The following is a 25,608-nucleotide window of genomic DNA, read 5'->3' on the forward strand; positions in this document are numbered from 1 at the left end:
ATGCCCGTATTTAATCATCATGACCTGACGCTCCTGAAACCTTCGTACGACTCGCCACTGGTGGACGTCGTAACCGAACTGGAATATCTGCGCCGATTGGAACTACGCGGTACAACACCGGCCCCCGTATTTTTCCAGCTTAAATATATCTTTCACATTTTGGAGAGTTTGGGGTCGGCACGTATAGAGGGTAATCACACCACATTGGCCGATTACGTCGAGAGCAAACTTGAGGGCGGTCATCTGGCTCCGTCCGATCAGCTTCGTGAGATGGAGAATATCGAAATAGCTATGACATACATCGAGGATGCCATTCAATTGGGTACCGCGATAACAGAACATTTTATTCGTGAACTGCATACTCTAACGGTTAAGGAGTTAGAGCGGGAGGGAGACATAACACCGGGGGCATACCGGCAAAAGCCAGTAAGAATTGCCCAGTCCGAACATTTACCGCCCGAATCCATTCAAGTGCCTCACTACATGCAGGAGCTGGTGGCCTTCATAAATGAAGAACATCCACATAAATATGACTTGATCAAAGTTGCTTTGGCTCATCATCGCTTTGGCTGGACTCACCCGTTCAATAACGGCAACGGACGTGTGGTCCGCCTGCTCACCTATGCTTTGTTGATCAAATACGGTTTCAATGTGAGGGCTGGCGGCAGGGTACTTAACCCGACCGCTGTTTTCTGTAATGATCGCGACCGCTATTACTCCATGCTGTCACTTGCTGACATGGGAACTCCCGAAGGGCTGGAGAAATGGTGTATTTATGTTCTGGAAGGTGTTTTGAATGAACTACGTAAAGTTGACCGTTTAACCGATTCAGGTTATCTGACCAACAAAATTTTGGAACCGGCCTTGGCATATGCACGGGAAAGAGAGCTTATCACAGCACAGGAAGAGAAGGTCTTGCATATTGTTGCCAAGAAGGGTGTGGCAAAGTCTGCTGATCTTTCCGGAGCAATGCCTGATATGTCTGCACCCCAGAGAACATATCAGATCAAACGGTTGGTTGAGCGCAATATGCTGGTTCCAATCAAGGACGGGGCACGGCAATATACTATCGGTTTCAGCAACAATTATCTCATGCGGGGGATTATCCGTTCCTTGGCATCTGAAGGATTTATCCCGGCAAGTTTGAATGAGAAGTAATTCGAGAAATCTAAAATAACGCATCTCCTTATTTTAGATTCTTGTGAAAAACTAAAATAAGAGCAGAGTAACCACACTATGTCATCCGCCGTCGGACAAATCGAGAAGAAGACCCAGCAAAGAGTCATCAGACTGTTCCGAGAGCAGTTGGGGTATGACTACCTTGGCGACTGGATCGACCGCGAGAACAACCGCAATGTCGAGCCTGACCTGCTGCGCTCGTTCCTTGGCAAACAGGGGCACGATGACACTATCATCAACCGCACCCTTCACTTGCTGGACAAGGCTGCCAGTGATCAGAGCAAGAAGCTGTATGACCGCAACAAGGTGGTTTATGACCTGCTGCGCTATGCCGTAAAGGTCAAACCTGATGCTGGTACCAATACCATCGATGTCTGGCTGATCGACTGGAAGAATCCCCACAACAATCACTTTGCCATTGCCGAAGAGGTTACGATCAAGGGGGCCGATGCCAAGGCCAGCACCAAGCGGCCTGACCTTGTGCTCTACATCAACGGTATTGCCCTTGGCGTGCTGGAGCTGAAACGCTCCACGGTCTCTGTCTCTGAAGGTATCCGACAGAATCTGGACAACCAGAAGAAACAGTTTATTCAACACTTTTTTTCTACCATGCAACTGCTCATGGCAGGTAACGACACTGAAGGGCTGCGCTACGGCACCATTGAGACCCCGGAAAAGTACTACCTAACATGGAAAGAGGATGGCCCGGAGGAGAACCTGCTGGATCGCAGCCTGCTGCAGATGTGCGGCAAGGAGCGGCTGCTGGAGTTAATCCATGACTTTGTGGTCTTTGATGCCGGTACCAAGAAGCTCTGCCGTCATAACCAGTTCTTTGGGGTTAAGGCAGCGCAGCGGCATCTCGGAAGCCGTGAAGGGGGCATCATTTGGCACACTCAAGGATCGGGTAAATCCCTGACCATGGTCTGGCTGGCCAAGTGGATCAGGGAGAACATTACCGACAGCCGGGTGCTGATCATTACCGACCGGACCGAACTGGATGAGCAGATCGAGAAGGTCTTCAAAGGTGTGCATGAGGATATCTACCGCACCAGCAGCGGTGCAGACCTGATCACCACCCTCAATGCCACTGCCCCGTGGTTGGTCTGCTCGTTGATTCACAAGTTTGGCAACAAGGAAGACGGCGAAGATGTTGGCGATATTGATGCCTATATCACCGAGATTAAGCGTTCCCTGCCACCAGACTTCAGGGCCAAGGGCGACCTGTACGTGTTTGTGGATGAGTGCCACCGCACCCAGTCGGGTGAGCTGCACAAGGCTATGAAGGCGATCCTGCCCAATGCCCTGTTCATCGGCTTTACCGGCACCCCGCTCTTAAAGGCTGACAAGCAGAAGAGCATTGAGGTGTTTGGCCGCTACATCCACACCTACAAGTTTGATGAGGCGGTGCATGACAAGGTGGTGCTGGACCTGCGCTATGAGGCGCGAGACATCGACCAGAATGTTAAATCACAGAAGAAGATTGATGAATGGTTTGAGGCCAAGACCAAGGGACTGACCGATCTGGCCAAGGCCCAGCTCAAGGCGCGCTGGGGTACTCTGCAGAAGCTGTTCTCCTGCAAGGAGCGGCTGGAGATGATCGTCAACGACATTCTGCTGGATATGAACACCAAGCCGCGCCTGATGGATGGCCGGGGCAATGCCATGTTGGTGGCAGGCAGTATCTACGAAGCCTGCAAGTACTACGAGCTGTTTGCCAAGACCGAGCTAAAGGGTAAGTGCGCCATTGTCACCAGCTATAAGCCGCAGGTCAGTGACACCAAGGGAGAGACTACCGGCGAAGGTGAAACCGACAACCTGCGCAAGTACGACATCTACCGTACCATGCTGGCCGAGTGGTTCAATGAGGCACCGGAGACAGCGGTAAACAAGGTGGAAACCTTTGAGCAGCAGGTAAAGAAGCAGTTCATCGATGAGCCGGGGCAGATGAGGCTGCTGATAGTGGTGGACAAGCTGCTGACCGGCTTTGATGCACCCTCGGCCACCTACCTGTACATCGACAAGCAGATGCGGGATCATGGCCTGTTCCAAGCCATCTGCCGGGTGAACCGATTGGACGGCGATGACAAGGAGTACGGCTACATCATTGACTACAAGGACCTGTTCAAGAAACTGGAAGGGGCAGTTCAGAATTACACCTCCGGCGCACTGGACGGCTTTGACAGGGAGGATGTGGCCGGTCTGCTGGAGGATCGCCTGCAAAAGGCCAAGGAACATCTGGAAGAATCGCGGGAGTCGATCAAGGCTCTCTGTGAGCCGGTGGAACCGCCCAAGGATACGCTGGCCTATCTGCGCTTCTTCTGTGCAGTTGAGTCCGGCAATGCCGAGCAGTTGAAGGAAAACGAGCCTAAGCGGCTGGCCCTGTATAAAATGACCGCTACCTTGCTGCGTGCCTTTGCCAATCTTGCCAGCGAGCTGGCTGATGCAGGCTATAGCACCGCAGAGATCGAGACCATCAAGGCAGAGGTGGATCATTTTGAAAAGGTGCGCAATGAGGTGAAGCTGGCCAGTGGCGACTACATTGACCTGAAGATGTACGAGCCAGCCATGCGCTATCTGATCGACACCTACATTCGGGCTGATGAGAGCGAGAAGATATCAGCCTTTGATGATCTCTCTCTGATCAACCTGATTGTGGAGCGGGGCGAGGATGTGGTGGAAGCACTGCCCAAGTCAATCCGATCCAGCAAGAGCGCCACTGCTGAGACCATCGAGAACAACGTCCGCAAGCTGATTATTGACGAGCACCCGATCAATCCCAAGTACTACGATAATATGTCGGACTTACTGCAGGCCCTGATTGAGCAGCGCAGGCAGGAGGCGATCAGCTATCAGGAGTATCTGGCCAAGATTGTGGCCTTGACCAAGCAGGTCAAACAGCCGGGAACTGCTTCCTACCCATCTGCCATTAACACCAAGGCCAAGCAGGCACTGTATGACAACCTTGATAAGGATGAGGTGCTGGCAGTGGCGGTCCACAATGCCGTAAGGGAAAACATGCAGGACGGCTGGCTGGATAACGCCATCAAGGTCAAGAAGGTTAAAAACGCGATCAAGTCTACCCTGAGTGATGACAGCCGGACAGATACAATCCTAGAACTGGTGAAGCATCAGCATGAATACCAGTAGCAGCAAGCAGCTAGAGGTGAGCGATATCACGTTTGAGGTACACCGCAAGCCGATCAAGAACCTGCATATCGGGGTCTATCCGCCTGATGGCAGGGTGCGAGTCTCTGCCCCCAAACGGATGAGTTACGAGGCGATCCGGCTGGCAGTGGTCGGCAAGCTGGGCTGGATCAGGAAGCACCAGCAGAAGTTTGCCAGCCAAGAACGACAATCCCCCCGTGAGTATGTCACCGGTGAGACCCACTACTATCAGGGCAAACGCTACCGCTTGAATGTCCTGCTGACGGATGGACGTTCCTCAGTTCACCTGCGTCATGGCACCATTGAGATGCAGGTCGCTCCTGACGGTGACCACAGCTATCGCGAGGCACTGTTGTCTGGATGGTACCGCAAGCAGATGAAGGAGCAACTGCCGGAACTGTTGGACAAGTGGCAGCAGATCATCGGTGTGCAGATCGACAGCTTTGGCATCAAGCGAATGAAGACCCGTTGGGGTACCTGCAACCCCACTGCAAAGCGCATCTGGCTGAATCTGGAGCTGATCAAGAAACCGGCCCATTGTCTTGAGTACATCATTGTCCATGAACTGATGCACCTGCTTGAGAAGCATCACAATGACCGGTTTAAATCCCTGATGGACCAGTATCTGCCGCTGTGGCGGCAGTACCGTGAGGAGCTGAATCGGCAACCATTATGCAGTGATGAGTGGGTGGAGTAACCTTGTTGAGGATGAGCAGCTATGCGTGTTTACCCATTCTTGATGTACTGATATAGCGTCTCACGGCTTATACCTAAATCACGTGCAATCACGGCCTTTTTATCTCCAGCCTGCACTCTTTTTTTAAGATGATTAACCTGCTCAACCGACAAACTTTTTGCCCGCCCCCGATAAACCCCACGTCGTTTTGCCAGCTCAATACCCTCACGCTGACGCTCACGTATAATTGACCGTTCAAATTCAGCAAATGCCCCCATAACTGAGAGCAATAATGTCCCCATAGGAGTTGTTTCATTTGTGAAGGTGAGCCCTTCTTTTACAAATTCTACTGTCACCCCTTTGGTTGTCAGTTGTTGCACAATTCGTCTGAGATCATCGAGATTCCGAGCCAAGCGGTCGAGGCTATGAACTACAACAACATCACCCTCCCGGACGTAAGACATCATTGCTGATAATTCTGGTCGTTTGGTGTCCTTACCAGACGCCCTGTCGCTGAAAAGTCGATCAAACTGAACTTGGTCTAGTTGGCGATCCGGATTTTGATCGTAAGAGCTCACCCTCACATAACCAACCCGCTGCCCTGTCATATGTCACCCCCCGCAATATGTCAGATTAAGCTCAAGACATATTTTAACACATGTCAGATAAATACTAAAATGATTCTATTCTGACACTATCGGAGCATGATGCCTGACGTCAAGTTGGAGTAGACCCAAACCAGGCACGAATAACGACATGCTTTCTCCATAGTTCTGGCGAATAGGATATCAGTGTGACTTTAACCTTGACCTACATGCGTCTCCATAGAACATCAATTTTCAAACTCTTTCGATCTTTTTTTAATAACTAACCTTACGAGAATAATACATGCCCAGCAGCCCGCGATATATGGCCAACTATTCAGAGCGGGCCCCACTCCACCTTCATTGGCAGGAGGAAACCCGCCAGTAAAAATGCTTAGGATACCGATGATCAGGGAGATCAGAAGATAGCCTAACGGTTCATCAAGGCTGCAATTGCTACACATAAATATACCGGCAACAAAACCGCCGGACAGATAGGACACCACAAAAGACACTGGTAGAAATGATTTTAGGGGACCATAGAACCAGGTTGTTAGCTGTTTGCGCATACTATGCTCCCTCAGTTTTTGCTTTCGTCGTTGCTCTCATTGCTGCTTTCAATGCCAGGTATTCCTCGTCACTCTGCACAAACTCCAGATGCCCATACGGGATGCCAATCGTAATGTCATCCATTCCGTCTCGCTGAAAAATAACCGGTAGCTCTATAGACCAGTCAAACTCCCAGCCACTGATGTAGGGGCTGCCCAAGCCGATCTTCCCCGGTGTGCCGGCAGGTATTGGCAAAAAAGAGTCAGTGAATACCCTGGTAACGCACACCGGTCGGAATTGCAAAAGATGGGCAGCCAGTTGCAGGCGGTTGTATTGGTTGTAGCGGCCTTGCAGCCTGGCCAGAGAACGTGATAGCAGCTGCGGCTGCTTCTCATTGCAAAGTTGGTAGCAGGCTACCTCAGCATACTGCCAGGCATTAAAGGCATACGCCAGTTTAGAGAAACAGCCTAATTCAAACACAATGTACGGATCAGGCCCTTCATGCCGATAGAGATCGAAGAGCGTGCTACAACTCATGCCTGGCTTGATTGCCTCAGAAAGAAAGCTGTTGATCAGTTCGTGGCATTGCTGGAGCGCGCTGTTTTCATCCGTGTGTTCAGAATGCTGCTCAATAGCCTGATCAGAAGTGGCCTTGCTTGATGATGGAAGATACACAACATATCGCTCTGATTCGTCAGAACCAGGTCCAATGAACCTGCCTGCCCAAGGTCTTTGCTGGTTATGGATTACCTCATCAGCCATTGGATAGCCCTCAGTTGTGAACAAGACCAAAATACCGGCTACAGTCGTCGATCTTCTGCTGCAGGCGGGTTGCCAGGAATATACGGTTGACAGAGTAAACAGATTACACAGACAACGTGTCACTTGTTACAATCAGCATTGCATCAAATCACTCCTTCAGCAGTGCTGGCCGCCAGAGCAGTACTGCACCGCCGCTCACCAGCATGAGGCCGACTACCCAAAAGTTGAGAGTTCCCCAGACTTCCCTGCCCGTGCGGGCGCTGTCGTACATATCGCTAAAGCCGGACCAGAGGCTCTGCAGCAACCAAAGACCAATCAGCAACAGTGCCAACCCCAGTAATCGTTTACCTAATTGCATTTTTTGAGCTGGTGATTCAGCGTCTGAAAAATCCATCTCCGCTGCTCCGGCATCAACAGGTTCTGGCTCATCATCAGCCTGGTCTTGTTTTTGAAGCAGTTCCCGTACGGACGCTTCATTGCCATGTTCAAACCCAACCGCTAATTCACCCCGCATGGTAAAGGCTCCCCACATACCGGAATCATCGCAGGCCAGCACATACTCCCATGGCTCCCAGCTCTCCCATCCTGATCCGGTATAAAGAAGTCTGCTGTACTGGATCGGTACGATTGCTTCATTGGCGGTAGTGATCAGTCCATACTTCATCTGACCATCAAGCATACGGGCAACTTTAGCTAGACCATTGCTAAAGCGAATGCTGTCGGTATAGATCGGCGGAATAACCCACCTGCCGCTGCGGTCAATCTCGCCCCAGCCAGTTTCTGTCTGGGCTGAACAGATACCGTCATAAAAGAATCCCAGATGCAGATAGGCCGGTTCCAGCACCCATCTGTTGTTACGATCGATTACCCCGTAGTCCCCGTTGACCTTGGCAGCAGCAAGGTCTTCATGAAAGCCGTCAATGTTTTCGTACTGCGCTGGTATAACAATCTGCCCCTGCTGGTTAAACAGGCCGGCCAGTGGCGGGTCGGTTCTGGTAACAAAACGCTCGGTATCAGAGAGAGTGAAGTGGGCGCCGTCTTCAAACAGCACAATCCTTGTGCTATCTGCAGAAAGGTAGGCACTACTATCACGCTGCCAGAGATCAACCGGACGCGCTGCCGGATTATCAGCCAGTGCCTCGCGCACATGGCGGGCAAGCAAGTAATGAACGCGTGTATTTTGGGCCTGATTTCCAAGGATGGTTGCCTGGGTATAGATTTTCCAGGCTTCGGGACGCTGCTGTTGTGGACTGCAGGATGCAGCAAAATGGGCTTCGGGGAGTGAAAAATAAATGCCTTCGATATCAATCTGTCCGTCCAGCCTATCCTGCTCACAATGCAGGTATATCCGCTGATCAGACCAGCGTGGATCTGCAAGAACGGACTCCCACGAGGCACCATTCAAAATCTCAATACCGATATCATGCAATACTTGCTGGCTCATTTGGGATGTACCTGTTTAGCTGGTTGCGTCGAATCTGAAGCGTCATGGAGCGCCTCGGTCATCATAAACGGCTCACAGATGCGCCATGCCTGCTGGATATGCCCGGTAGCCGCCTGTAAATCGACTGCTGCATGGTTTAGCTCGGTTGCCAGCTTTATTCTGCCGCGCCCACTGTCCTTGGCTGCATCCAGTTCCAACTTACCTGCCAGCAGTTCCAGCAGTTCGGCCAGTGCATTATAGTACAGGTCCCCCATATCCTCTGCTAACTGCTGGGGACTGCCGCTGTAGTGCTGTATTGAAGTGGTATGTTTCATGACAATTCCTCTGGTGAGTTAGACGGACAGCATGATTAAATCTCAACCAGATTTTACAAAAAACCGAACGCCTTCTTTTTTGCCCCGCCTTCAGCAAGCCATAGCTTGATATCATCATACTGGCCACCCTCATTGGCAAACTCCACATAGTTTTTGGCAGTTTCCGCCCATTCACGGGTAGTTGGTTTGATAGTTGCCAAGGCAGCCTTTATATCCTGCATGGTGATGTCCCGTTCTGTGCCGGTCTCCAGCACTTCACGCAGCACCTGATCAGCAGCGGAATCAGCCAGGGCGGTCAGGTCAGCGCCGGAGAACTGGCTGGTCTGCTCTGCCAGCCAGCTAAAATCCAGCCCGCTGTGGGGGCGGTCTTTAAAGGCCAGCCGCAGTACCGCTTCCCGTCCGGTCTTGTCTGGTGGCGGCACAAAGATCAGTTGATCAAACCTGCCGGGCCGCTTGAAGGCGCTGTCCACATCCCAGGGGGCGTTGGTGGCGCCCACCACCAGCAGTTCACGGTTGTCGGTATCAGCGCCATCCATCTGGTTGAGAAAGGCGTTGATGGTGCCGGTGATGGCGGCATTGCGGGAGAGATCACGCTTGCGACCAAGAGCATCCACTTCATCAATAAAGATAATGGCCGGGCGGTGCCTGCGGGCGGTCTCAAACAGCCGGAAGACGTTGCGTTCACTGTTGCCCACATACATGTTAAGGATATCATGCAGGCCGATGCAGAAAAAGGCGGCCTGGCATTCTCCGGCAATGGCACGGGCAAACCAGGTCTTGCCGCAGCCGGGGGGGCCGTAAAGCAGAATACCGCCACCGGCGCTGGCACGGTACTTCTTGAACAGCTCCGGGTTTTTAAACGGCTGGATAATCTTCATCCGGGCGGTCTTCTTCAGCTCTTCCATGCCACCCACATCGTTAAAGGTGATGCTGCGATCACCGGGCAACAGCGGCGCAAAGTCGGACAGCTCTTCCAGCCGGTCGGCGTTTTTCTGTTTTATTCTAATCCGTGGGCGGTGTCCGTGGCGTTCAAACAGTTCCAGCAGCGGTTCCGGGTCGTAGCCCGGCAGTTTTTCCAGTAGGTCAGACAGCGCATCTTCAGCCTCTTCTGCCCGGTCTTCCTCAAGCAAGGCCCGGATCAGGGCAGGGTAGAGCTTCAGCAGCGTGGCATCGGGCAGATCTTTTGCTGTGGTCAGGGTATCCAGTTTGTCTATCGCCGCTTCAGGTTTGCCAGATTCAAGCAGGGCTATTCCCATATCCAGCAGCAGCCAGTCTTCCGGCAGCTCGCAGAGCGGCTCCAACACGGCACAGACCTCCTGCCAGCGTCCTGCCTCGGCCAGCTTGGTGGCGTACAGGCGGGCAAGATCCCGGTTGTCAGGGGTGGCGCTGTGGGCAGCCTTCAGTAGGGTCAGTTCATCCATCGGTTTATCCTCCGGTGTCGGTCGTCAATATAATCGGTTAGACGGACTATTTCCAATAATGGCATAAAATGGTTGTGTATTCCTTCGTCAAGGGGCATCTACAGTTGGAATGGATTCCTTTGCCCCACAGTCACAACCGGTAAAGCCACGAAACACAAGCCAGGACATCACCGGAATACTGATGAACGGCTCGGGGTAGATCAACCAGCCGATGCCAAACTTCTCCCGGGCGAAGTAAACCGGCAGATGAAGTACAAAACCGATCAAAATGGTGAACGCAATGCGAAAATAGGAACGTGCCCGGCAACGGCATGAACCGAGCTTGTCAGTAGCCCAGAAAAAGGCAAGCGTTAGCACGAGACCCACCACGAGCAGATCCAGCCGTGGTTGATCCTCGAACGTCATCGAAGAAAATGGGGATACACAGACCAGATAAATCACCAGGGCAAAGGCCCCGGAGTAGAGCCAGACAGTTTTTATCGGCGCGAGTACGAGCTGGTTACGGGACGTTTGCGGGGTGTCAACGGCGTAATCGTAACGGTAGCCGGACTGAATGCTTGCTTTGTCTTCTCTGGTCTCTTTTTGACGATTACCTTTTTTGCTGCTACTGCGCTGCCGGTTCAGATAGTCGGCAATCCATGCGGGGAGGTTGGCAATAGCATCTTCCCCAACCAGGTTTTCCAATTTCAGAATATTGGTAATGCGCTGTTCCTGACCATCGTAATAGGCCGCAAGATAAACGCTGGTAAGGGCATAATTTGTTGTGTTCCGCTCAATCCAGATTCTCCCGATCTTCGACAGCGTCAATCTCACCGGCTCGTTATCCTCACTGCAGGAAAAGGTCGCCACACCATCGACAACACTGACCTGGTACCAGATATCAAGCCCCTTGCGGCGTGACCTGATGCTACCCCAGGCGCCAAAGATAATGAGCCCGCCGATGACAAGATTGATGAGAATTGCGAACAGGGATGACGGTCCCTCCCATTGACTGATAAAGATAATTCCCAAGCCAGCAAACCCGGCACCGAGTAGCAGGGCGCACAGATCGCCAAAAGGCAATCCCGGTTTCTGATCCGTGTAGCGCAGTAGCAGTCCCGGATGATCAGGGTCGCTCTCAGTAAGTATGCATTCGGCGAGTTTGCTCATGGTTTCTTTCCGGTAGTTGTAAGATCCGCCACCAGTACCTGCAGACCAAAAGCGGTTGCCAGGCTGCCGCCCACAACGGCTAACAGCGCCAGAAGTGGTGGCAACGGCAGCAGCTCCGGCAACCAGCGCAGCAGATCAATCACAGGAATGTAGGCCAGCAGACAGACAAAAACCGTTCCAAAAGCGGTGCTTAGCGAGACATCGAGTACAAGCGGCAGCAGCACCAGCAGCAGTCCAAACCAGATAAGCAAGGCATTGGCATAAAACTCGCCAGATGGATCAAGCAGCGCAACCAGTGCCGGCACCAGACCGCCGCCAATGATAAACGGCAGGTGCGGGTTATGCAGTTATTCCCTGATCCAGGCAGTCTTGAAGCCACTGGAGGCTGCAGTCCGGTAGCCATGCCATAATCCTGTCATACGGCTGGCACTCCAATCAAACATGGACCGATAGAAAAAGAGCGCCACGGTAAACAGCAGACCGATCAGCAACGCAGCGGCAATGCCGACGGCAAGGCCTGGCAGCCAGTTTTCACCTTTCAGGTTATCGTGCAGCCAGACCAGCTCCAGATTAACCGCCACGTACAGGTACAGCAACCGTCTGTTCCGCATGCTGTCTTTGGCAAAGGACAGTCCGGCAAGCCCTGCAAGGTAGAGCATGCCTTCTTCAGCGACCAGCTTGGGCAGATGGGGAAACCATCCGGCTGCCAGCAGATAGCGAAACAGGGCGTGTGCCAGCGTGATCAACCCTGCTATCAGACAACTGCGCCGGAACTGGCTGGTGAGTGCGCGGTATTGTTGCTGCGCCTCTCTGCTGGTGGGACTGCTACCCAGCAGCCGTTGCAGGATGTTGGCAGCACGGGAGCGATCTTTTTCCATCTGGGCATGCAGATACAGCAACTCTTCATGATCAGGTTGCTGTGCCAGCCCTTCCTGCACCATCTGCCGGGCCTGCTCATTGTTATCCACAAACCAGAGAATCCGGGCATGATGCGCAAGGTGGTCGATATCCAGCGGATCAAGGGAACGGGCCTTCATGATAGACGATTCAGCTGCTTTCAGGTCATGCAGGTTATACTGAACCACTGACTGAAGATACCAGATGCCACTGTGCTCCGGGTTAAGCGTTAAGGCCTTATCCACACAAACAAGGGCTTCACGGTATAGTTCCAGCCGGGTAAAAAGGGTGATCTGCATCGCCAGCAGCGAGGTATCCAGAGGATGGTTTGCCAGCCCGGTATCCAGAATGGTCTGCGCTTTGGCGTGGTCTCCCAACTGTATGGCTGAGTCAGCGGCTAGCACGTATACCGCCGGCAGACTGGTCGGGTCGGCCAGCCAGGGCTGCGCCAGATCAAGCAGTTCTCGGTAACGCCCCAGATCGTGCAGCAGCAATAGTTTGTGCAGCAAGTCACTGGTCTGGTCTGTTGTCAGAATATCTTCCATTGGGTGCTCAGTCATCCTGGTTGGCTAGCCGGTACTGCCGCCAGGCACGGTAGAGGGTAAACAGGTATAGGATAATCAACAGCAACGGGCCTTTTTCTGGTTCCTGATGACCGATGATGGAGAAGAACATCAGCGGCAGGGCTGTCCAGGCAGCCAGCTTGAAACAGGCCACAAAGGCCTTGCCAAACGACATCACCCCGGCCCAGCGATAAAGTAGCGGGGCAGTGAACATGACCAGCAACAGGTGCGGTGGTGGATTGTAGAGCATGCCGTACAGAAACAGGGTGGGCAGGCCGGCCAATGCCAGTACAGCCACAATCACCTTTGACGGCAGCCATTCTTGCAGCAGCTCGCTGGCACGGCCATTCTTACGGGCAAACTGAAGCTGTTGGCGCTTTGTCTTCAGCTCTTCCACACCGTCAAACAGCTTGATGCGGAATACGGCAATCACTACGCTTGCAATCGCTCCCAGCAGGAGCCCCAGCGGGATGTTGCCGATACTGAAGTTGTTATCCCAATAACGCACTGAGCAGAAGACCGAAGCAAAGGTAACCGTAAATCCGGCCAGATGGTAGTAGCTGCGTCGCAGCATGAACAGACCGGAAACAAGCGTAAGCGGTATGGCTGCCTCTAAGAGCCAGTGAGCAGCCGGATGGGGGCGCATAATGCCGCTGCCACCCACCACAAGTGCTAACAGAAGCCAGAGTGCCAGATCACGGGGAATCTGTCTGGTATACAGAGTGTAGATGGCTTGCTTGTTGGTATTGGTGGGGTCCTGCGCAATCGCTGTACGCATCAGCCTTAAGCGATTTAAAAAGCCTTGTGCTGTTTCAGCCTTTACCGCCAACGCCTCAGCATGCTGCGGGTTATCGCGCAGCGCGGTTTCCAGAATTTCGGCAGAACGCTGCCTGTTATCAAGCCAGTATTCGATCAGTGCCAGTAGCGCCAGATAATTGGGATTTCCCGGGTCAAGGGAGAGGGCCGTCTCGATTGCTTCCTTGGCCTCCTTGCGCCTTTTCAGCCGAAACAGGGCGCCTGCCTTTCTATAGTGCGCTTCTGCCAACTCAGGGTCAACTGACAGTATCCGTTCAAGCTGCTCAAGGGCCCTGTCATACCTGCCCATAAAACTTAAGGCGCTTGCATGGAACAGATGCAGGTAGGTGTCGTCGGGGTGCTGTGCCAGACCATGTTCAGCCAGCAGCAGAGAATCTTCGTGACGGTTCAGGCGCTGGAGGGCAATAAAGCAGAGCCGGTAACCGATTGCCGAGTCTTCCTGGCTGTCAAGCTGTGGCATAAGCAGCTTCAGCAGGTCCTCGTAACGATCAAGTTCCAGCAATAGCCGCCCCTGTTCAAGGGGTGGTAATAGCTCGTTATGGAGGATGGTATCGGTGGTCATTAAGCATCTCCACGCTTTCTTTGCTTGGGCATTTTCAGTTGTATCTGTGGTTGCCTAAATGCTACGGGCCTTTCATGTCCAACAGCACTGGGTATCCCTCCCCCATCAACCTTTATGCCTGTTGAGAAGATAGACGGACAGACAATAGATAACTAAGTGTCAATTCACCTTTTACCAAACACCATCACGCTGTAGCTTCCTTCTATTGCAGCGCCAAGTTCGGTAAAATCAGGATTCATGATATTGGCACAATGGCCGGGACTGTTCAGCCAGCTCTCAACTGTGGCAGCAATCCCCATCGGATTCATAGCAATATTTTCTCCTACAGCCCTGTAGTCATACCCTTCACGCCGGGCACGATCCGATACCTGACTGCCATCACTTCCGGTATGACTGAACTCGCCTTTTGATGAAATATCTCTGGCATGCACTGCAGCAGCCGCAGCCAGCTTACTCTGCCATTGCAAAGGTTGAACCGCCTTAAATGCTCTGCTGCCACACCGGCGGGCCTCTGCCCGAGCCTTGTTTACCAGAGCCAGAAAGCCAGATACATCAACTGGTGTGGTATCTGGCTGTGACACTACGCGTTTTGCTGCATCAGCGAGAGCAGCTTGCTCTTGTTCAAAGGCCAGCACAATCCACCAACGGTTCTTTGCCCATACAGCTCCGATTTCAGTGAATTCAGGATTAGCAATATCCTCACAGTGGCGTTGCTGGAGGCGTTCAATGACCTGGTTTATTGTTCCTCCACCGACAACCAGTACTTTTGCATAAGGTGCACTGTAGCCAGTAATGTTCAACGATTCACTCAGCGCTCTACCTTCAGAGCGATACCGTGCTGCCTTCTCAAGTTTAGGATTTACGTGCAGAACTGCTGGTTTTGAAATACCGCAGCCAGTTGGGTTTTGCCGAAGCTCATGTAACCTGTGATACAGTACAGATGTATCAGGCTGTGCAGCTCCAGCTATGGCAACAGATAGTAACAGCAGGCAGAGTGTTATTATGCAACGCAAAGGATTCATGTAGTCCTCCAGAAGTAGCAGGCTTAAGGTTTCTGTTCCTTGATCATTTTGTCCCGTATCATCTGGGCTTTCAGGCCTTTGATATCTTCATATCGCAAGATGTCTTCTTCTTTTGTCAGCTTGGTGTCGGCATTTATAGTCATCCGTGCCGCTGCAAAGAGTGAATGTTTACTGGCGAAGTGCCAGGATAACAGCTCCAGCTCCTCATCAAGTCGATAGGTTTCGTGTCGCGATGCTTTGGCCAACCCCTGGTTGTAAAGTATTGTAGCTTCATCAATGTTGCCATGTATCAGATAGGCATGAGCCAGATGGAAGAGGCTGATTGCGCTGTTTATTTTTATAAACATATCTCTATTGGCAATAATGTCGGCACTTTCACCGGCCAGCAGTTGAAACCATACAGCCATTGCCTGGCACTCATCATCCTTCTTGTCGCAGTATTCTTTTCCAGCGTGGGCAGCCCTTTTTACTTCTTTCTGAACAAAAGCTGTTTCCGTATTCCGTATCCCCAGAGCCGTTGCATAAAAGGCTTTCTGCAGGTCGTAGTGTTTATTCATGAGATATTCAAGCTTAGTAGTTGAAACAGTTGCTTGCCTGCTACCACTCAAACCATCCACGCCCATACTCAAGTAATACAGAACAGCCAGACGCGGATCATCAGGAATAAAACTGAAACCCTCTCGATTTTTTCGTGCCTCTACAGCTTTTTTGAACCATCGTACCGCTTCATATTCAGACTTCAATCCGATCAGGTCGCCTTCGTAATACATAATCCCCATCCGCACTTGCGCTTGAGGGTTGCCAGCTTCAGCAGCCTTGCGATACCAGCGTTCGGCCTCCCATGGATTACGTAAATCACCTTGGGCTGATTCAAGCATCTCTGCTAGTTCATATCCGTAATATCCAGGTAAAGGCCCGGCCACGATACGCATGATTTCAATAGCCTTACGCTGCTCATTTTTGCCACCACGTCGAAACAACGTAGCCGCAGCGATGTAGTTTTTAAAAGGATCATGACTTAATTTTCTGGATACCGACTGAGCTAGCCAGTAACTTGATTGGTCAAATTCCTCTCGCTCCAGATACCATTCATCAAGTTTGGAGCAAGCCTTTGGGTCACCTCCGACGGCTCTCAGATGCAGCATACGGGCATCAGAATCCGTATTAATATTGAAGTCGCCCACAGTCGACTTCACAAGTTTCAGAGAAACTTGTGCCGGACGAAAACCTGCGGAGGCTGCTCTTTGATACCACTCATAAGCCTGCTGCGGTGTCATATTCGGCACAAGATTCATCTCTATCAACTCTGCGTACGCCCACTGACTATATGGCTTGCCCTGTCTAGCTTCTTCCAGCAATATGCTTGAGTCAATGGCAGGAAAGCCGCTAATCTCTGATGCCTGTTCATTTTGAGTTTGGCTATAATGGCAAAACAGAGCACCACCCCACGGGAGCAGCAGCACGGCTAATGTAACCACAATCCGCTTGAATACAATCATCACTGTTACCTCATTTTAAGAATAGGATATTCAAATCAATGGCCAAACATATTAGACGGACAAAGAGCACCTTAAACTAGCACCGTAGTAAGCCCAGAAGAGTTATCATACACTCTGTTATGTTAGTGGCAGTCAATACTGCTCAGTACAATATCAGGGCTTGCTGTCTCAATATACGCTACTGCGTAGTGTGAGCGCTAAAAGACAACTGTTATGACAATGTCTGTGCCGAAAACACCTTTTACATGAAAGATGTCGAAGACATCCAAGATGATCTCTTTGCACCAAGAAATAAAAATACATAAAAACAGTTTTATAAGATGTCGAAATATACTATAATAGCATATTAGGACACAGTAACGACGGCACTTGAATAACATAAAGCAGCTTAACAGTATGCCTATTATAAACCGATAAGATTATTGTGTTTAAATAGCAGTAAAACAGCACCTTAATAAAAAATATGTATAATTATTTCATTGGGGGATAAGATGGCGTATTATACTAAACCTACAGTAAAAAAAATCAAAAGAGGTTACATTTGTTTAGAATTATTAATAATTATAGTTTTATCAATCACATTTTTACACAATAACACATCAGCAATAGAAATTGAAAAAATAAATAATAAGTCAACAAATTGTACTATAAATAATTCAAAATATGTTTACGTGCCATCTGGGAGTAAAACAACAATAATATATCCGTTAGATTCAATATGGACTGACGGACTTAATATTATAAGTAGCGAAAAATCTTTAGTCAAAATTTGGGAACAAAATACAGGAATACTTAATACAAAATGCTTGACAGGAGACAGTTGGTCTAGGGTTAGCTCTGTCAGCCCAGGAAATAAGATCAAGGTAGTAGCTGTTGCAAATAGTGGCTGCGAAATCAACTTATCTCGAATCACTAGTACCGATTTGCCAGTGGCTTTCTTTGCTTTTGATATTGCAGTAAAACCAGAAATTGGAATAGAAAATGAGCCATCTACCCTTGAATATTTTTATTATGAACCTAACGATAGCTACAAACACAAACGTCAAATTTCAAATCAGATGCGGCGCAAATGGGGAAATTTAAATATACTTGATAGGGGTTGTCTTAGTGTTTATGTAAATTTCTGTGGTGACGGCAAATTAAATGTTTCTGACGGGGAAATATGTGACCCTGCAGACAATTCACATAAAGGCTGGGGGAGTGGCGGATGCAATTTTGATTGTACTCCTGTGACAGTCAACAAACAAAAAAGCTGAGGCTGGCTAAACTACACTCTTTCATATAAAAATCAGACGGTTACTCTTCGAATTGAGTAGGTAGTGTGTTATGATGTCAACAATCCTTTTGGAGGTGTCTTTCATCATGCAACCTGAACAACTCTTTGTTGGTATGCCCTTGGTATTGTTTCTCACTAGGAGATAAATGAGATTGTTTTTCCAAGGGATCCAGCCGACATATTAGACAGACAAAACTTTTAGGCACTTGATAAAAAATGGCAATTGGCGAAAACGCCAATTGCCATCTGAATCCGAAGACCGCATTAAAAATTTTAAAAATCAGGTCCGCCGGTTGGTGAGCCAATTATTATTCTATCCGCAACAACACTACCGCTACCAATAATCAGTGTCCCTTCCAGCACAGTATAACCACTGGTGCTTCTGGTATAATCTGACTTATACCCTCCTTGCAGGGTTACAGATTTATTGATTACGGTGCTAAGCGTCAGATTATCTTCCAGCAACATGATAACATCATTATTACCTGCTGCTGCATAGGCATCGGCAAAACTTCCATAACCACTGCTACCAATCTTCGCTTTAGGTGCCAGATTGAAAGTGGCAGTCACCACTTTATCAGCAGTCATGCTTAAGGCACATGTGCCTGTTAGGTTTGTGCAAGCACCACTCCAACCACCAAACGTGACAATACTGCTGGAACTGGCGGTAAGGGTGACATTTGTTGCGTCATCAAACAATGCAGTGCAGGTAGCATTGGAACAGCTGATACCTGCCGGTACACTGCTGACGGTCCCAACACCGTTAATGGTTGTGGTCAGTGTTGGGATACTAACAGCGGTAGACGCCTGCACCGGCGCAGAGACATTACCGGCAGCATCCTTGGCCCAGACATTCAACACCTTAAACCCATTTGAGCTGACCGCATAGCCAGTAGGTTTTGTTGCTAGCCAACCGGCATCTCCCGCCGATGGAGGTGTGCTTGTTTCTGTTACCACCCAACCGGTAATAGCCACGTTGTCTGTAGCAGTAAGGGTGGTAAACGGAATGGTTTTGGTCTTGACGGTTGCCGGCATGACAAAGGCGCTGATAACAGGAGCGCCACTATCAACACCGGTAACGCTCACAGGAACGGCCACCGAGGGTGTATCAGGGTCATTGGATGCAATGGTTACGGTGGCAGTCTTGGTTACCAGCGCAGTTGGGGTAATACTTACACCAATGGTGCAGGACAGCCCCGCCTGAATGGTGGGTGTCATGCCAGGGCAGGCATTGTCACCTGATGGCGCAACGGTGAATGCAGTTGCATCGGTACCAGACTTCGTAATACCGGATACAGTAAGTGGTGCGGTACCGGCATTCCGAATAGTCAACAGGGCGGTTGAAGTCTGTCCAATGTTTGCAGTGCCGCTCAGTGGATTAGGGAGCACACTGATGTCCTGCAGGTTGCCATCCAGTACTGCGGTAAAGCTGTTATTCAGTTCATCACTTTCTGCAATCAGGTTAGCTTCGTCCACCATTCCCACTACCGTATAATATGGCTGTATCGTGGCAGAGGCATCCCAGATGTATGCCAGGTCTACGCTGGCAAAGCGTTGTAATGTCGGCACTGTCAGTGTGGCAATAACCGGTCCGGTACTGCTGCCGTTATGCAGAGTAACAGTTGAGGCTGCGCTAGCAGTACCGCCAATATTGGCTACCGTAACAATCATGCTGTATTTGGTGGCTGCCAGCTTTTCCCAGGTAATGTTTCTAATAGAGAGATCCGGCTGAGCCAACGGGCTACTGATCACGTTGTTGGCACGGTTCAGGGTATCAATGGCTGAGTTTGGATCTATGACTGCATAGACCGTGAGGGGTGTTGTACCTGCCGGTGTGGTCCAGGGTACGGTCACGGTCTGTACGGCACCCGGCTTGAATGGCCCTGTAATGGTTGCCGTACCGATACTGGTGCCGCCATTGGCAGGGTCACCGTTGTAGAAGGTAACCGGTATATTCTGAGCAACCTTGTCTCCAAGGTTCTGTGCCACAGCACTCAGGGTTACGGTAGTACCGGGGGCAGGATTACGTGGATCAGAAACCAGACTACCTGCCTCAAGGGCAAGATCATCTCCCATGGTGTGCTTGAGCATATAGAGGTCGGTTAAGGCACCGGTTGTTGGGGTGCCGTCTGGGTTAATCAACAGCTTACGGTTATAGACAGAAATAATGGTGTCAGCCCCCAGGAAGGCGATGGATGGCCACTGCTCGGTTTCAGCATCAAAGGTTAATTGCTTTGGCTCACCCCAGACCTTGAAGACTGGATCATAGAACAGCCCAAAAAGGTCAGAGGTACTGTCTTCGCTGTTGTCAGCATAGATGACGGCTACCTTGCCATCAGTGGCCTGCGCCTGTTTGTAGTCTGCCAGGGTGCTAGAGTAGCTGTCTTCAGTGCGAATAACCGTCCGGTTGGCAAAGTCAAAATTCACTACGCTTGAAAGTTCATTTCCCTTAACCCAGGTCATGACTACGTTGTTGCTGCTGTCCAGAGCAAGTTGAGGGTTGTCGTCAATAACAGCGTCAGTTGTCAGCCGGGTCAGCCCCCCCCAAGTTCCGCCGCTGTTGGTCAGTCGGTACAGTTCCAGATCTTCCAGCGTGCTGGTATCGTTATTAGTATCCAAAGCCAGAACGATATTGGCAACAGTGCCGTCATAGACCACACTGTAACGCTTGATAGCATTAGGGATGCTGGCCAGTAGTTGTGGTGTACTCCAGACAGTGCCGTTAAAGATGGCGGCATACAGGCTGTTAGGCTTGGTTGCACTGCCCACAAGATCATTCTGGCTGTTGGAAATCCAAGTTAAAAGCAGATTGTTTTTGTCTTTGCCAGCAAGCTTGGGGGTTCGGTCAAGATTACCGTTATTGGTCAGACGAACAGCAGTCCCCCAGGTTTTGGTGGTGGGATCGTACACCGCAGCAGCAATCTCCATCAGCGGCGTCATATCCTCCAGTTGCGCAGTATCCGGCAGGGTGGTTTTAAGGTCTTCCCAGACCGCAACCATGCTACCATCGCTAAAGGTTAAAGAACTGGGGTTAAAGTCAGCCGTACCATTATCAGCCACAGCCACCGGTGTGCTCCAGGTGGCGCCATCAAAGCTGGCGTGTTGCAGCATGGTACGGTTCATGAGAGTTCGGGCTGTGTTATCTTTTAACCAGAGCAGGTTGACGTTACTGCCGTTGGAAGACAAAGAGGCGGAAGAAACAGGAAAGGTAGAGGTAATCACAGGGGCTGAAGCGACGCTGTATTCTTGGGTGGCAGTTGAAACCTGTTTGACCGTATAGCTGGGGGCTGCCTTGAAGTCAGCTGGAACTACGGATTTAAGGTAATCACGCGGGATGGGCTTGAAAGCACCAGGTCCCGAGCCTGACAATAATGTTTCAGCCGAAAGCTTAAATAAAGGATCATTACAACTACCAAGCAAGCATTTAGAACCAGACAAAATTACTACATCATATCGGTATAAAGTCACATATAAAGATGCCAGTATTTCAGCAGACACATTAACACTTGAATCATCAAGAGGTTTTGGTAGGCTCACACCAAAGCCGCCAGATGCCGTAATTTCACCTCCAAAGAGTTCATCAATACCCACACCAAGCGTAAAAGAAAGTTTAGGTTGTAGTGTAAGTTTCCCTGAGAGGTCTCCCCCTGTAATATCAGGACCAGTAGCAGCAAACGAGGCCTCTCCCTTACCCTCAAGTTTCATCTTGCCATACCAAGGGACTGGAACAATCACTGGAGGTGGGGTAAAAATAACGCCCTGGACAGCTTTGTTTATTTGTCCATCTATTGCCACCCCAATTTCGCCACCATATTTCCAGCCTTGATCATTATTTTGACATGAAGCGGGATTAAATTCTGCCTTGATATCGACATACGGGAAAAAAGTTAGAGAGACTGAATCAAAACCAATAGAAGGCAACTTTCCATCTAATTTATTGTCTTTTACGTATTTAAAAAAATCCTTTTTAAATGTTTCAAGCTTTCCATGCTCTTTATATTTTTCATTAAAAATATTACCTTTATTTTTGTCGCCCCAGTCTATTCTGTATTTAGCCTGATCTATACTGTCATACTCAAACGAAACAGTTGGCATCAATTTAAAAACAAATTTTTGATCTTTAAAAAAGCTCTCACTAAAATTAGCAAGATCAAGACTTAAATTATAAAAATTAAGTTGTTTTTTGCTATCATCATCTCCATAGCTTGAATTATTTCTATAAGAAAATGAACCTCCATCATCAACAAATTGATAAAGAGGAAGAGGATCACCAATATTTTTTGCCACCATGAAATCCGCAGTGGCAACAGAGGATTCATTTGAATTACTGTCTACGGCTACTACCTTTAATGTCGTGCAAGGATCAAATTCAGTAGACATGTTGAATGTTCTACTTACTGGTGCTGTTAAACCAAATGTATATTCATAATAGGTAGCACGTGGCGTTATAAATTTCACATAGTCCGGAGTTTTTCCATTCCAGTCCACATCCACAGTAAAGGTTACATTAACTGTCTGGCTGCCAATATATTCTTTGGGTAGAAAATAATACGGCTTGCCGTTGGAATACTTTGAGGTAACCGAGGTAACTCTGAGTCCACTGCTGGAAGGTTGTAAATAAATATCATGTAAAGAAGACTTATCTGGAAACAGAGTAATATTCTCTCGCTTTATTTCATAACCACTTTTTATGGCTACAAGGCTTAGGGTGCCGCTGGTAAGGTTTTCAGCAAGATACTTCCCGCCCATATCCGTTGTATAGGGACCACTACCGCCAACCGTTATGCTTGCACCGCTTATTGGCAGTTTGGTGGTTGCATCACGGACAACACCGCCCACTGCTGCAGGTCCTACACCACAGGAGCTGCCAGATAGAGCGGCTGTTAGATTGCCCTGATCTGTACCTACATTCAGGGTAGCATTCTGGATGCCACAACTGTGCGGGGTAAAGTTAACCGTAATATTACAGCTTGTTTTAGAAATGAGAGTTGTTCCGGAACAGCCGTCAGAAAGACTGAAATCGGCAGCGTTGGAACCGGTTATGCTTAAACTGGTGACGGTGGCGTTTGTTAGAAGGGTGTTGCCGACAGTAAAAACCTTTGAGGCGGTATCACTGGGATACAAGGATGGAAAGCTGGTAGTGGTAGGAGAAATAGATAAATCTCCTAACTTGCCACCTCGACCTCCACGAACTGGCCAAACAAAATAATTTTTACTTTTATAACTATTAGCATAATAAGAATGACCGTTAATGAAATGAACATATTTAGCACTAGTTGAATAAGCGGTGCTGGTAGATGTCCAATATATTGTAGTGGACAAATTTTCAAAACCTTGAGATGCCAACCAAGACACCAATAAATTTTGGCGTCTATCAACTATGCTACTTAATTCCAATACATTTGGTAATCTCCAATCGCTATACCCTTGATAATTAATTGCATTCAATGTTGAAACATAGTTTAACGCATCTTGCCATGGCATAGCAATTCCGGCTGGGTTAGTATCTTTACTCCAAATAAGAGTAGTTAGGTTATCAGTAATTGTTTTATTATCGGACTCTAGAATACTGTTATCAACAAAGCGTTGCTGCGGCAAAGAAACTCCTGTCTGCAACTCTCCATCCTGACCTGTTCCAAAACACGAAGCCAAAAGAGCCCCTTCAGCACTCCAACAACTAGTCTGACCAGTCTTTGCTATTACTTTTGACGACACTCCTCTAACTGGCCAAACATAGTAAGACGGATTTTGTTTTCCGAAGCAGTAGATATTTCCAGAAAGAGAAATATTCCAAGCACTAATAGTTTCATTGTTTGCTGCACACGTTGTCGAAGACCAGTAATAACTTAGTGCGATATTTGATATTTTTTGAGCGTTATACCATATTGGAAAATCTCCTCCTTGATAATAAATTACACTTATTAATTCATTTATATTTGGCAAACGCCAATCGTTATATCCCATATAATTTTGTATATTTAGAGCTTTTACATAATCCAAAGCTTCCTGCCAAGATTTAGTAACATTTGCGGGATTAGCATCCTTACTCCAAATCAGCCCGGTTAAATTATCCGTCACTGTACCATTGCCATTATCGGCAAAACGAGGATCTGGCCAAGCCTTACCAGCCTGTATTTCGCCATCCTGCCCTGTTCCGGCGCAGGCTATTTCAGTGCCAGTAGTGTCCCAGCATTTGGTCTGCCCGGTGGCTGGTAACTGAATAGTTGCGGCATAAGTGGAAATACTGCATAAAATGGCACATACTAAAACCATCAAAACTGTGGCAAACGATGATCGCTTCATATAAAACTCCATTCAAACATGCTGGTTCATTAAAAAGTTCACAAAGGAAAGCAACTAAAACGGTACAAACGCATTCTTATCCCACACAATGCCCCTGCAGAATCACCAACTCAAACAGACTGCGGCTGATTTTTCCAAAGCGCTCTGCCCGTTTTTTTGGCGCGGTTAGACGGACAGTTGCGACATGAGCATCAAAACACTAAAAAAATGGCAACAACCTTCTCTACGAAGATAGTTGCCATTAGATTTTCTCCTTATATCTAAGAAAATATGTTTCCTATTGAATGGTAACCCTATCCACCTTCAAGCTGCCGGTCCCGATAGTTAGCACACCTTGAAGAACAGTTGAGCCGCTGGTGGTTCTGGTGAAGTCTGCTTTGTAACCACCTTGCAGAGTTAACGCCTTGTTAATGATTGTGCTAATCGGCAGGGTGTCTTCAAGTAAATACAGCACATCTCCTGCCTGGGCATCAGTATAGGCATTTTGCAGACTATCGTATCCATAGCCGTTGCTTAAAACCACCGCCTTGGGGGCGTTGCTGAAGTAGGCCGTCACTGCCTTATTGGCATCCAGGGTAAGATTGCAACTGTTTGTGGCACTTGTGCAGCCGCCCCAACCAGTAAAGAGCGAGATACTATCCGGGTAAGCTGTCAGTATTACACTGCTGCCTTGGGTAAAACTGTTGCTACAGGTACCACTATTACAGGCTATACCTGCTGGGCTGCTGGTGACGTTACCAGAGCCGACAATACTCACATCCAGGCTTGCAGTGCTGCTACCGGCAGTCGTAAAAGTCCAGACCTTGTTTGAGCTAAGAGGATTACCGGCCTGGTCAGTTACCTGGGTTGTAATGGTTGCAGTATAGTTTGAAGCGATTGACAGAGGTACTGAAGGCGTAAATGTTGCAATAACGCCGCTGTAAGACACGATACCACTGACAGCGCCGGAAGGACCCGAGAGGGTAAAGGTAGAACTATTGAACAGCGAGGCATTCATCGCCTCTGAAAAGGTGGCGGTGATGTCGATGGAGGTTGCCACACCGGTTGCCCCATTGGCAGGAAAGGTACTTGTTACCGTCGGCGCAATGTTGTCATTACCTACCCTGGTTATCTGACTGATATTACCGGCAGCATCGTAGGTGTAGGTGATGCTGGCACCGTTGCCATAATTAATGTTGATCAGGCGGTTAAGCGGGTCATAGGTATAGCTGACCGCGGCAGATGCAGCGGTTGCAAGGGACAGCATACTGACAATGGTTACGGCAAAGACTGTTGACAAACGATATTTCATAATCAGGCTCCCTGATGGCTTGTTCTTATGAAAAGTTTTAATTGTAATTCCAATTTCCCATTCACAATTCTCAATTTCAAAACCGTTGGGTTTGCAAACGGGGGTATCGTTTGCGAACCGATTCCAGGATTCCAAC

18 protein-coding genes are annotated in these 25,608 nt (G+C 49.2%); 4 read left to right on the forward strand and 14 right to left on the reverse strand.

Annotated features, from left to right (window positions below):
- The 3 genes from FY034_RS13175 to FY034_RS13185 all read left to right on the forward strand — a co-directional run bounded on the left by FY034_RS13175 (nt 1) and on the right by FY034_RS13185 (nt 5,041).
- Entirely contained in the window at nt 1–1,158 is a 1,158-nt protein-coding gene (locus tag FY034_RS13175) for a Fic family protein (RefSeq protein ID WP_265551279.1), read from the forward strand.
- 78 nt (nt 1,159–1,236) lie between these two features.
- Entirely contained in the window at nt 1,237–4,326 is a 3,090-nt protein-coding gene (locus FY034_RS13180) for a type I restriction endonuclease subunit R (protein ID WP_265551280.1), read from the forward strand.
- On the forward strand, nt 4,313–5,041 hold the full coding sequence (locus FY034_RS13185) for a M48 family metallopeptidase (protein ID WP_265551281.1): 729 nt from the start codon (nt 4,313–4,315) through the stop codon (nt 5,039–5,041). The genes FY034_RS13180 and FY034_RS13185 overlap by 14 nt, the downstream gene beginning before the upstream one ends.
- Before the next feature lie 29 nt (nt 5,042–5,070).
- Here FY034_RS13185 and FY034_RS13190 read toward each other — a convergent pair whose 3' ends face one another.
- The 12 genes from FY034_RS13190 to FY034_RS13245 all read right to left on the reverse strand — a co-directional run bounded on the left by FY034_RS13190 (nt 5,071) and on the right by FY034_RS13245 (nt 16,602).
- Entirely contained in the window at nt 5,071–5,628 is a 558-nt protein-coding gene (locus tag FY034_RS13190) for a recombinase family protein (protein ID WP_265551283.1), read from the reverse strand.
- 224 nt (nt 5,629–5,852) lie between these two features.
- Nucleotides 5,853–6,173 (reverse strand): hypothetical protein, encoded by a 321-nt coding sequence (locus FY034_RS13195; protein WP_265551284.1) that lies wholly within the window; start codon nt 6,171–6,173, stop codon nt 5,853–5,855.
- 1 nt (nt 6,174) lies between these two features.
- Nucleotides 6,175–6,915 carry a hypothetical protein gene (locus tag FY034_RS13200; protein WP_265551286.1) on the reverse strand — a complete coding sequence of 247 codons (741 nt, stop codon included), beginning with the start codon at nt 6,913–6,915 and terminating at the stop codon, nt 6,175–6,177.
- A 148-nt stretch (nt 6,916–7,063) separates the two neighbouring features.
- Nucleotides 7,064–8,359 (reverse strand): WG repeat-containing protein, encoded by a 1,296-nt coding sequence (locus tag FY034_RS13205; protein WP_265551289.1) that lies wholly within the window; start codon nt 8,357–8,359, stop codon nt 7,064–7,066.
- Complete coding sequence (locus FY034_RS13210) at nt 8,356–8,673, reverse strand: hypothetical protein (RefSeq protein ID WP_265551291.1); 318 nt, start codon at nt 8,671–8,673, stop codon at nt 8,356–8,358. The genes FY034_RS13205 and FY034_RS13210 overlap by 4 nt, the downstream gene beginning before the upstream one ends.
- 53 nt (nt 8,674–8,726) lie before the next feature.
- Nucleotides 8,727–10,094, reverse strand: a complete 1,368-nt coding sequence (locus FY034_RS13215) for an ATP-binding protein (RefSeq protein WP_265551292.1) — start codon at nt 10,092–10,094, stop codon at nt 8,727–8,729.
- An 87-nt stretch (nt 10,095–10,181) separates the two neighbouring features.
- Nucleotides 10,182–11,243 carry a hypothetical protein gene (locus FY034_RS13220; RefSeq protein WP_265551294.1) on the reverse strand — a complete coding sequence of 354 codons (1,062 nt, stop codon included), beginning with the start codon at nt 11,241–11,243 and terminating at the stop codon, nt 10,182–10,184.
- Nucleotides 11,240–11,548 (reverse strand): hypothetical protein, encoded by a 309-nt coding sequence (locus FY034_RS13225; RefSeq protein ID WP_265551296.1) that lies wholly within the window; start codon nt 11,546–11,548, stop codon nt 11,240–11,242. Before FY034_RS13225 ends, FY034_RS13220 begins: the two co-directional genes overlap by 4 nt.
- A 42-nt stretch (nt 11,549–11,590) precedes the next feature.
- Nucleotides 11,591–12,685 (reverse strand): hypothetical protein, encoded by a 1,095-nt coding sequence (locus FY034_RS13230; RefSeq protein ID WP_265551298.1) that lies wholly within the window; start codon nt 12,683–12,685, stop codon nt 11,591–11,593.
- A 7-nt stretch (nt 12,686–12,692) separates the two neighbouring features.
- Nucleotides 12,693–14,081 (reverse strand): tetratricopeptide repeat protein, encoded by a 1,389-nt coding sequence (locus FY034_RS13235; RefSeq protein WP_265551301.1) that lies wholly within the window; start codon nt 14,079–14,081, stop codon nt 12,693–12,695.
- Between the two features lie 164 nt (nt 14,082–14,245).
- Nucleotides 14,246–15,103, reverse strand: a complete 858-nt coding sequence (locus FY034_RS13240; RefSeq protein ID WP_265551303.1) for a CAP domain-containing protein — start codon at nt 15,101–15,103, stop codon at nt 14,246–14,248.
- Between the two features lie 23 nt (nt 15,104–15,126).
- Nucleotides 15,127–16,602 (reverse strand): tetratricopeptide repeat protein, encoded by a 1,476-nt coding sequence (locus FY034_RS13245; protein ID WP_265551305.1) that lies wholly within the window; start codon nt 16,600–16,602, stop codon nt 15,127–15,129.
- 491 nt (nt 16,603–17,093) lie between these two features.
- Here FY034_RS13245 and FY034_RS13250 point away from each other — a divergent pair, with 491 nt between their 5' ends.
- A complete protein-coding gene (locus FY034_RS13250; protein ID WP_265551307.1) occupies nt 17,094–17,858 on the forward strand; it encodes a hypothetical protein in 765 nt (254 codons plus the stop codon).
- A gap of 293 nt (nt 17,859–18,151) precedes the next feature.
- Here the strand turns inward: FY034_RS13250 and FY034_RS13255 are convergent, their stop codons facing one another.
- A complete protein-coding gene (locus tag FY034_RS13255; RefSeq protein ID WP_265551310.1) occupies nt 18,152–24,181 on the reverse strand; it encodes a DUF1566 domain-containing protein in 6,030 nt (2,009 codons plus the stop codon).
- Between the two features lie 277 nt (nt 24,182–24,458).
- Nucleotides 24,459–25,472: an Ig-like domain-containing protein gene (locus FY034_RS13260; RefSeq protein WP_265551313.1), complete on the reverse strand. Its 1,014-nt coding sequence runs from the start codon at nt 25,470–25,472 to the stop codon at nt 24,459–24,461.
- Nucleotides 25,473–25,608: the final 136 nt, after the last annotated feature.

Origin of the sequence: Trichlorobacter lovleyi (genome assembly GCF_015239775.1) — a bacterium.
Lineage (GTDB): Bacteria > Desulfobacterota > Desulfuromonadia > Geobacterales > Pseudopelobacteraceae > Trichlorobacter > Trichlorobacter lovleyi_B.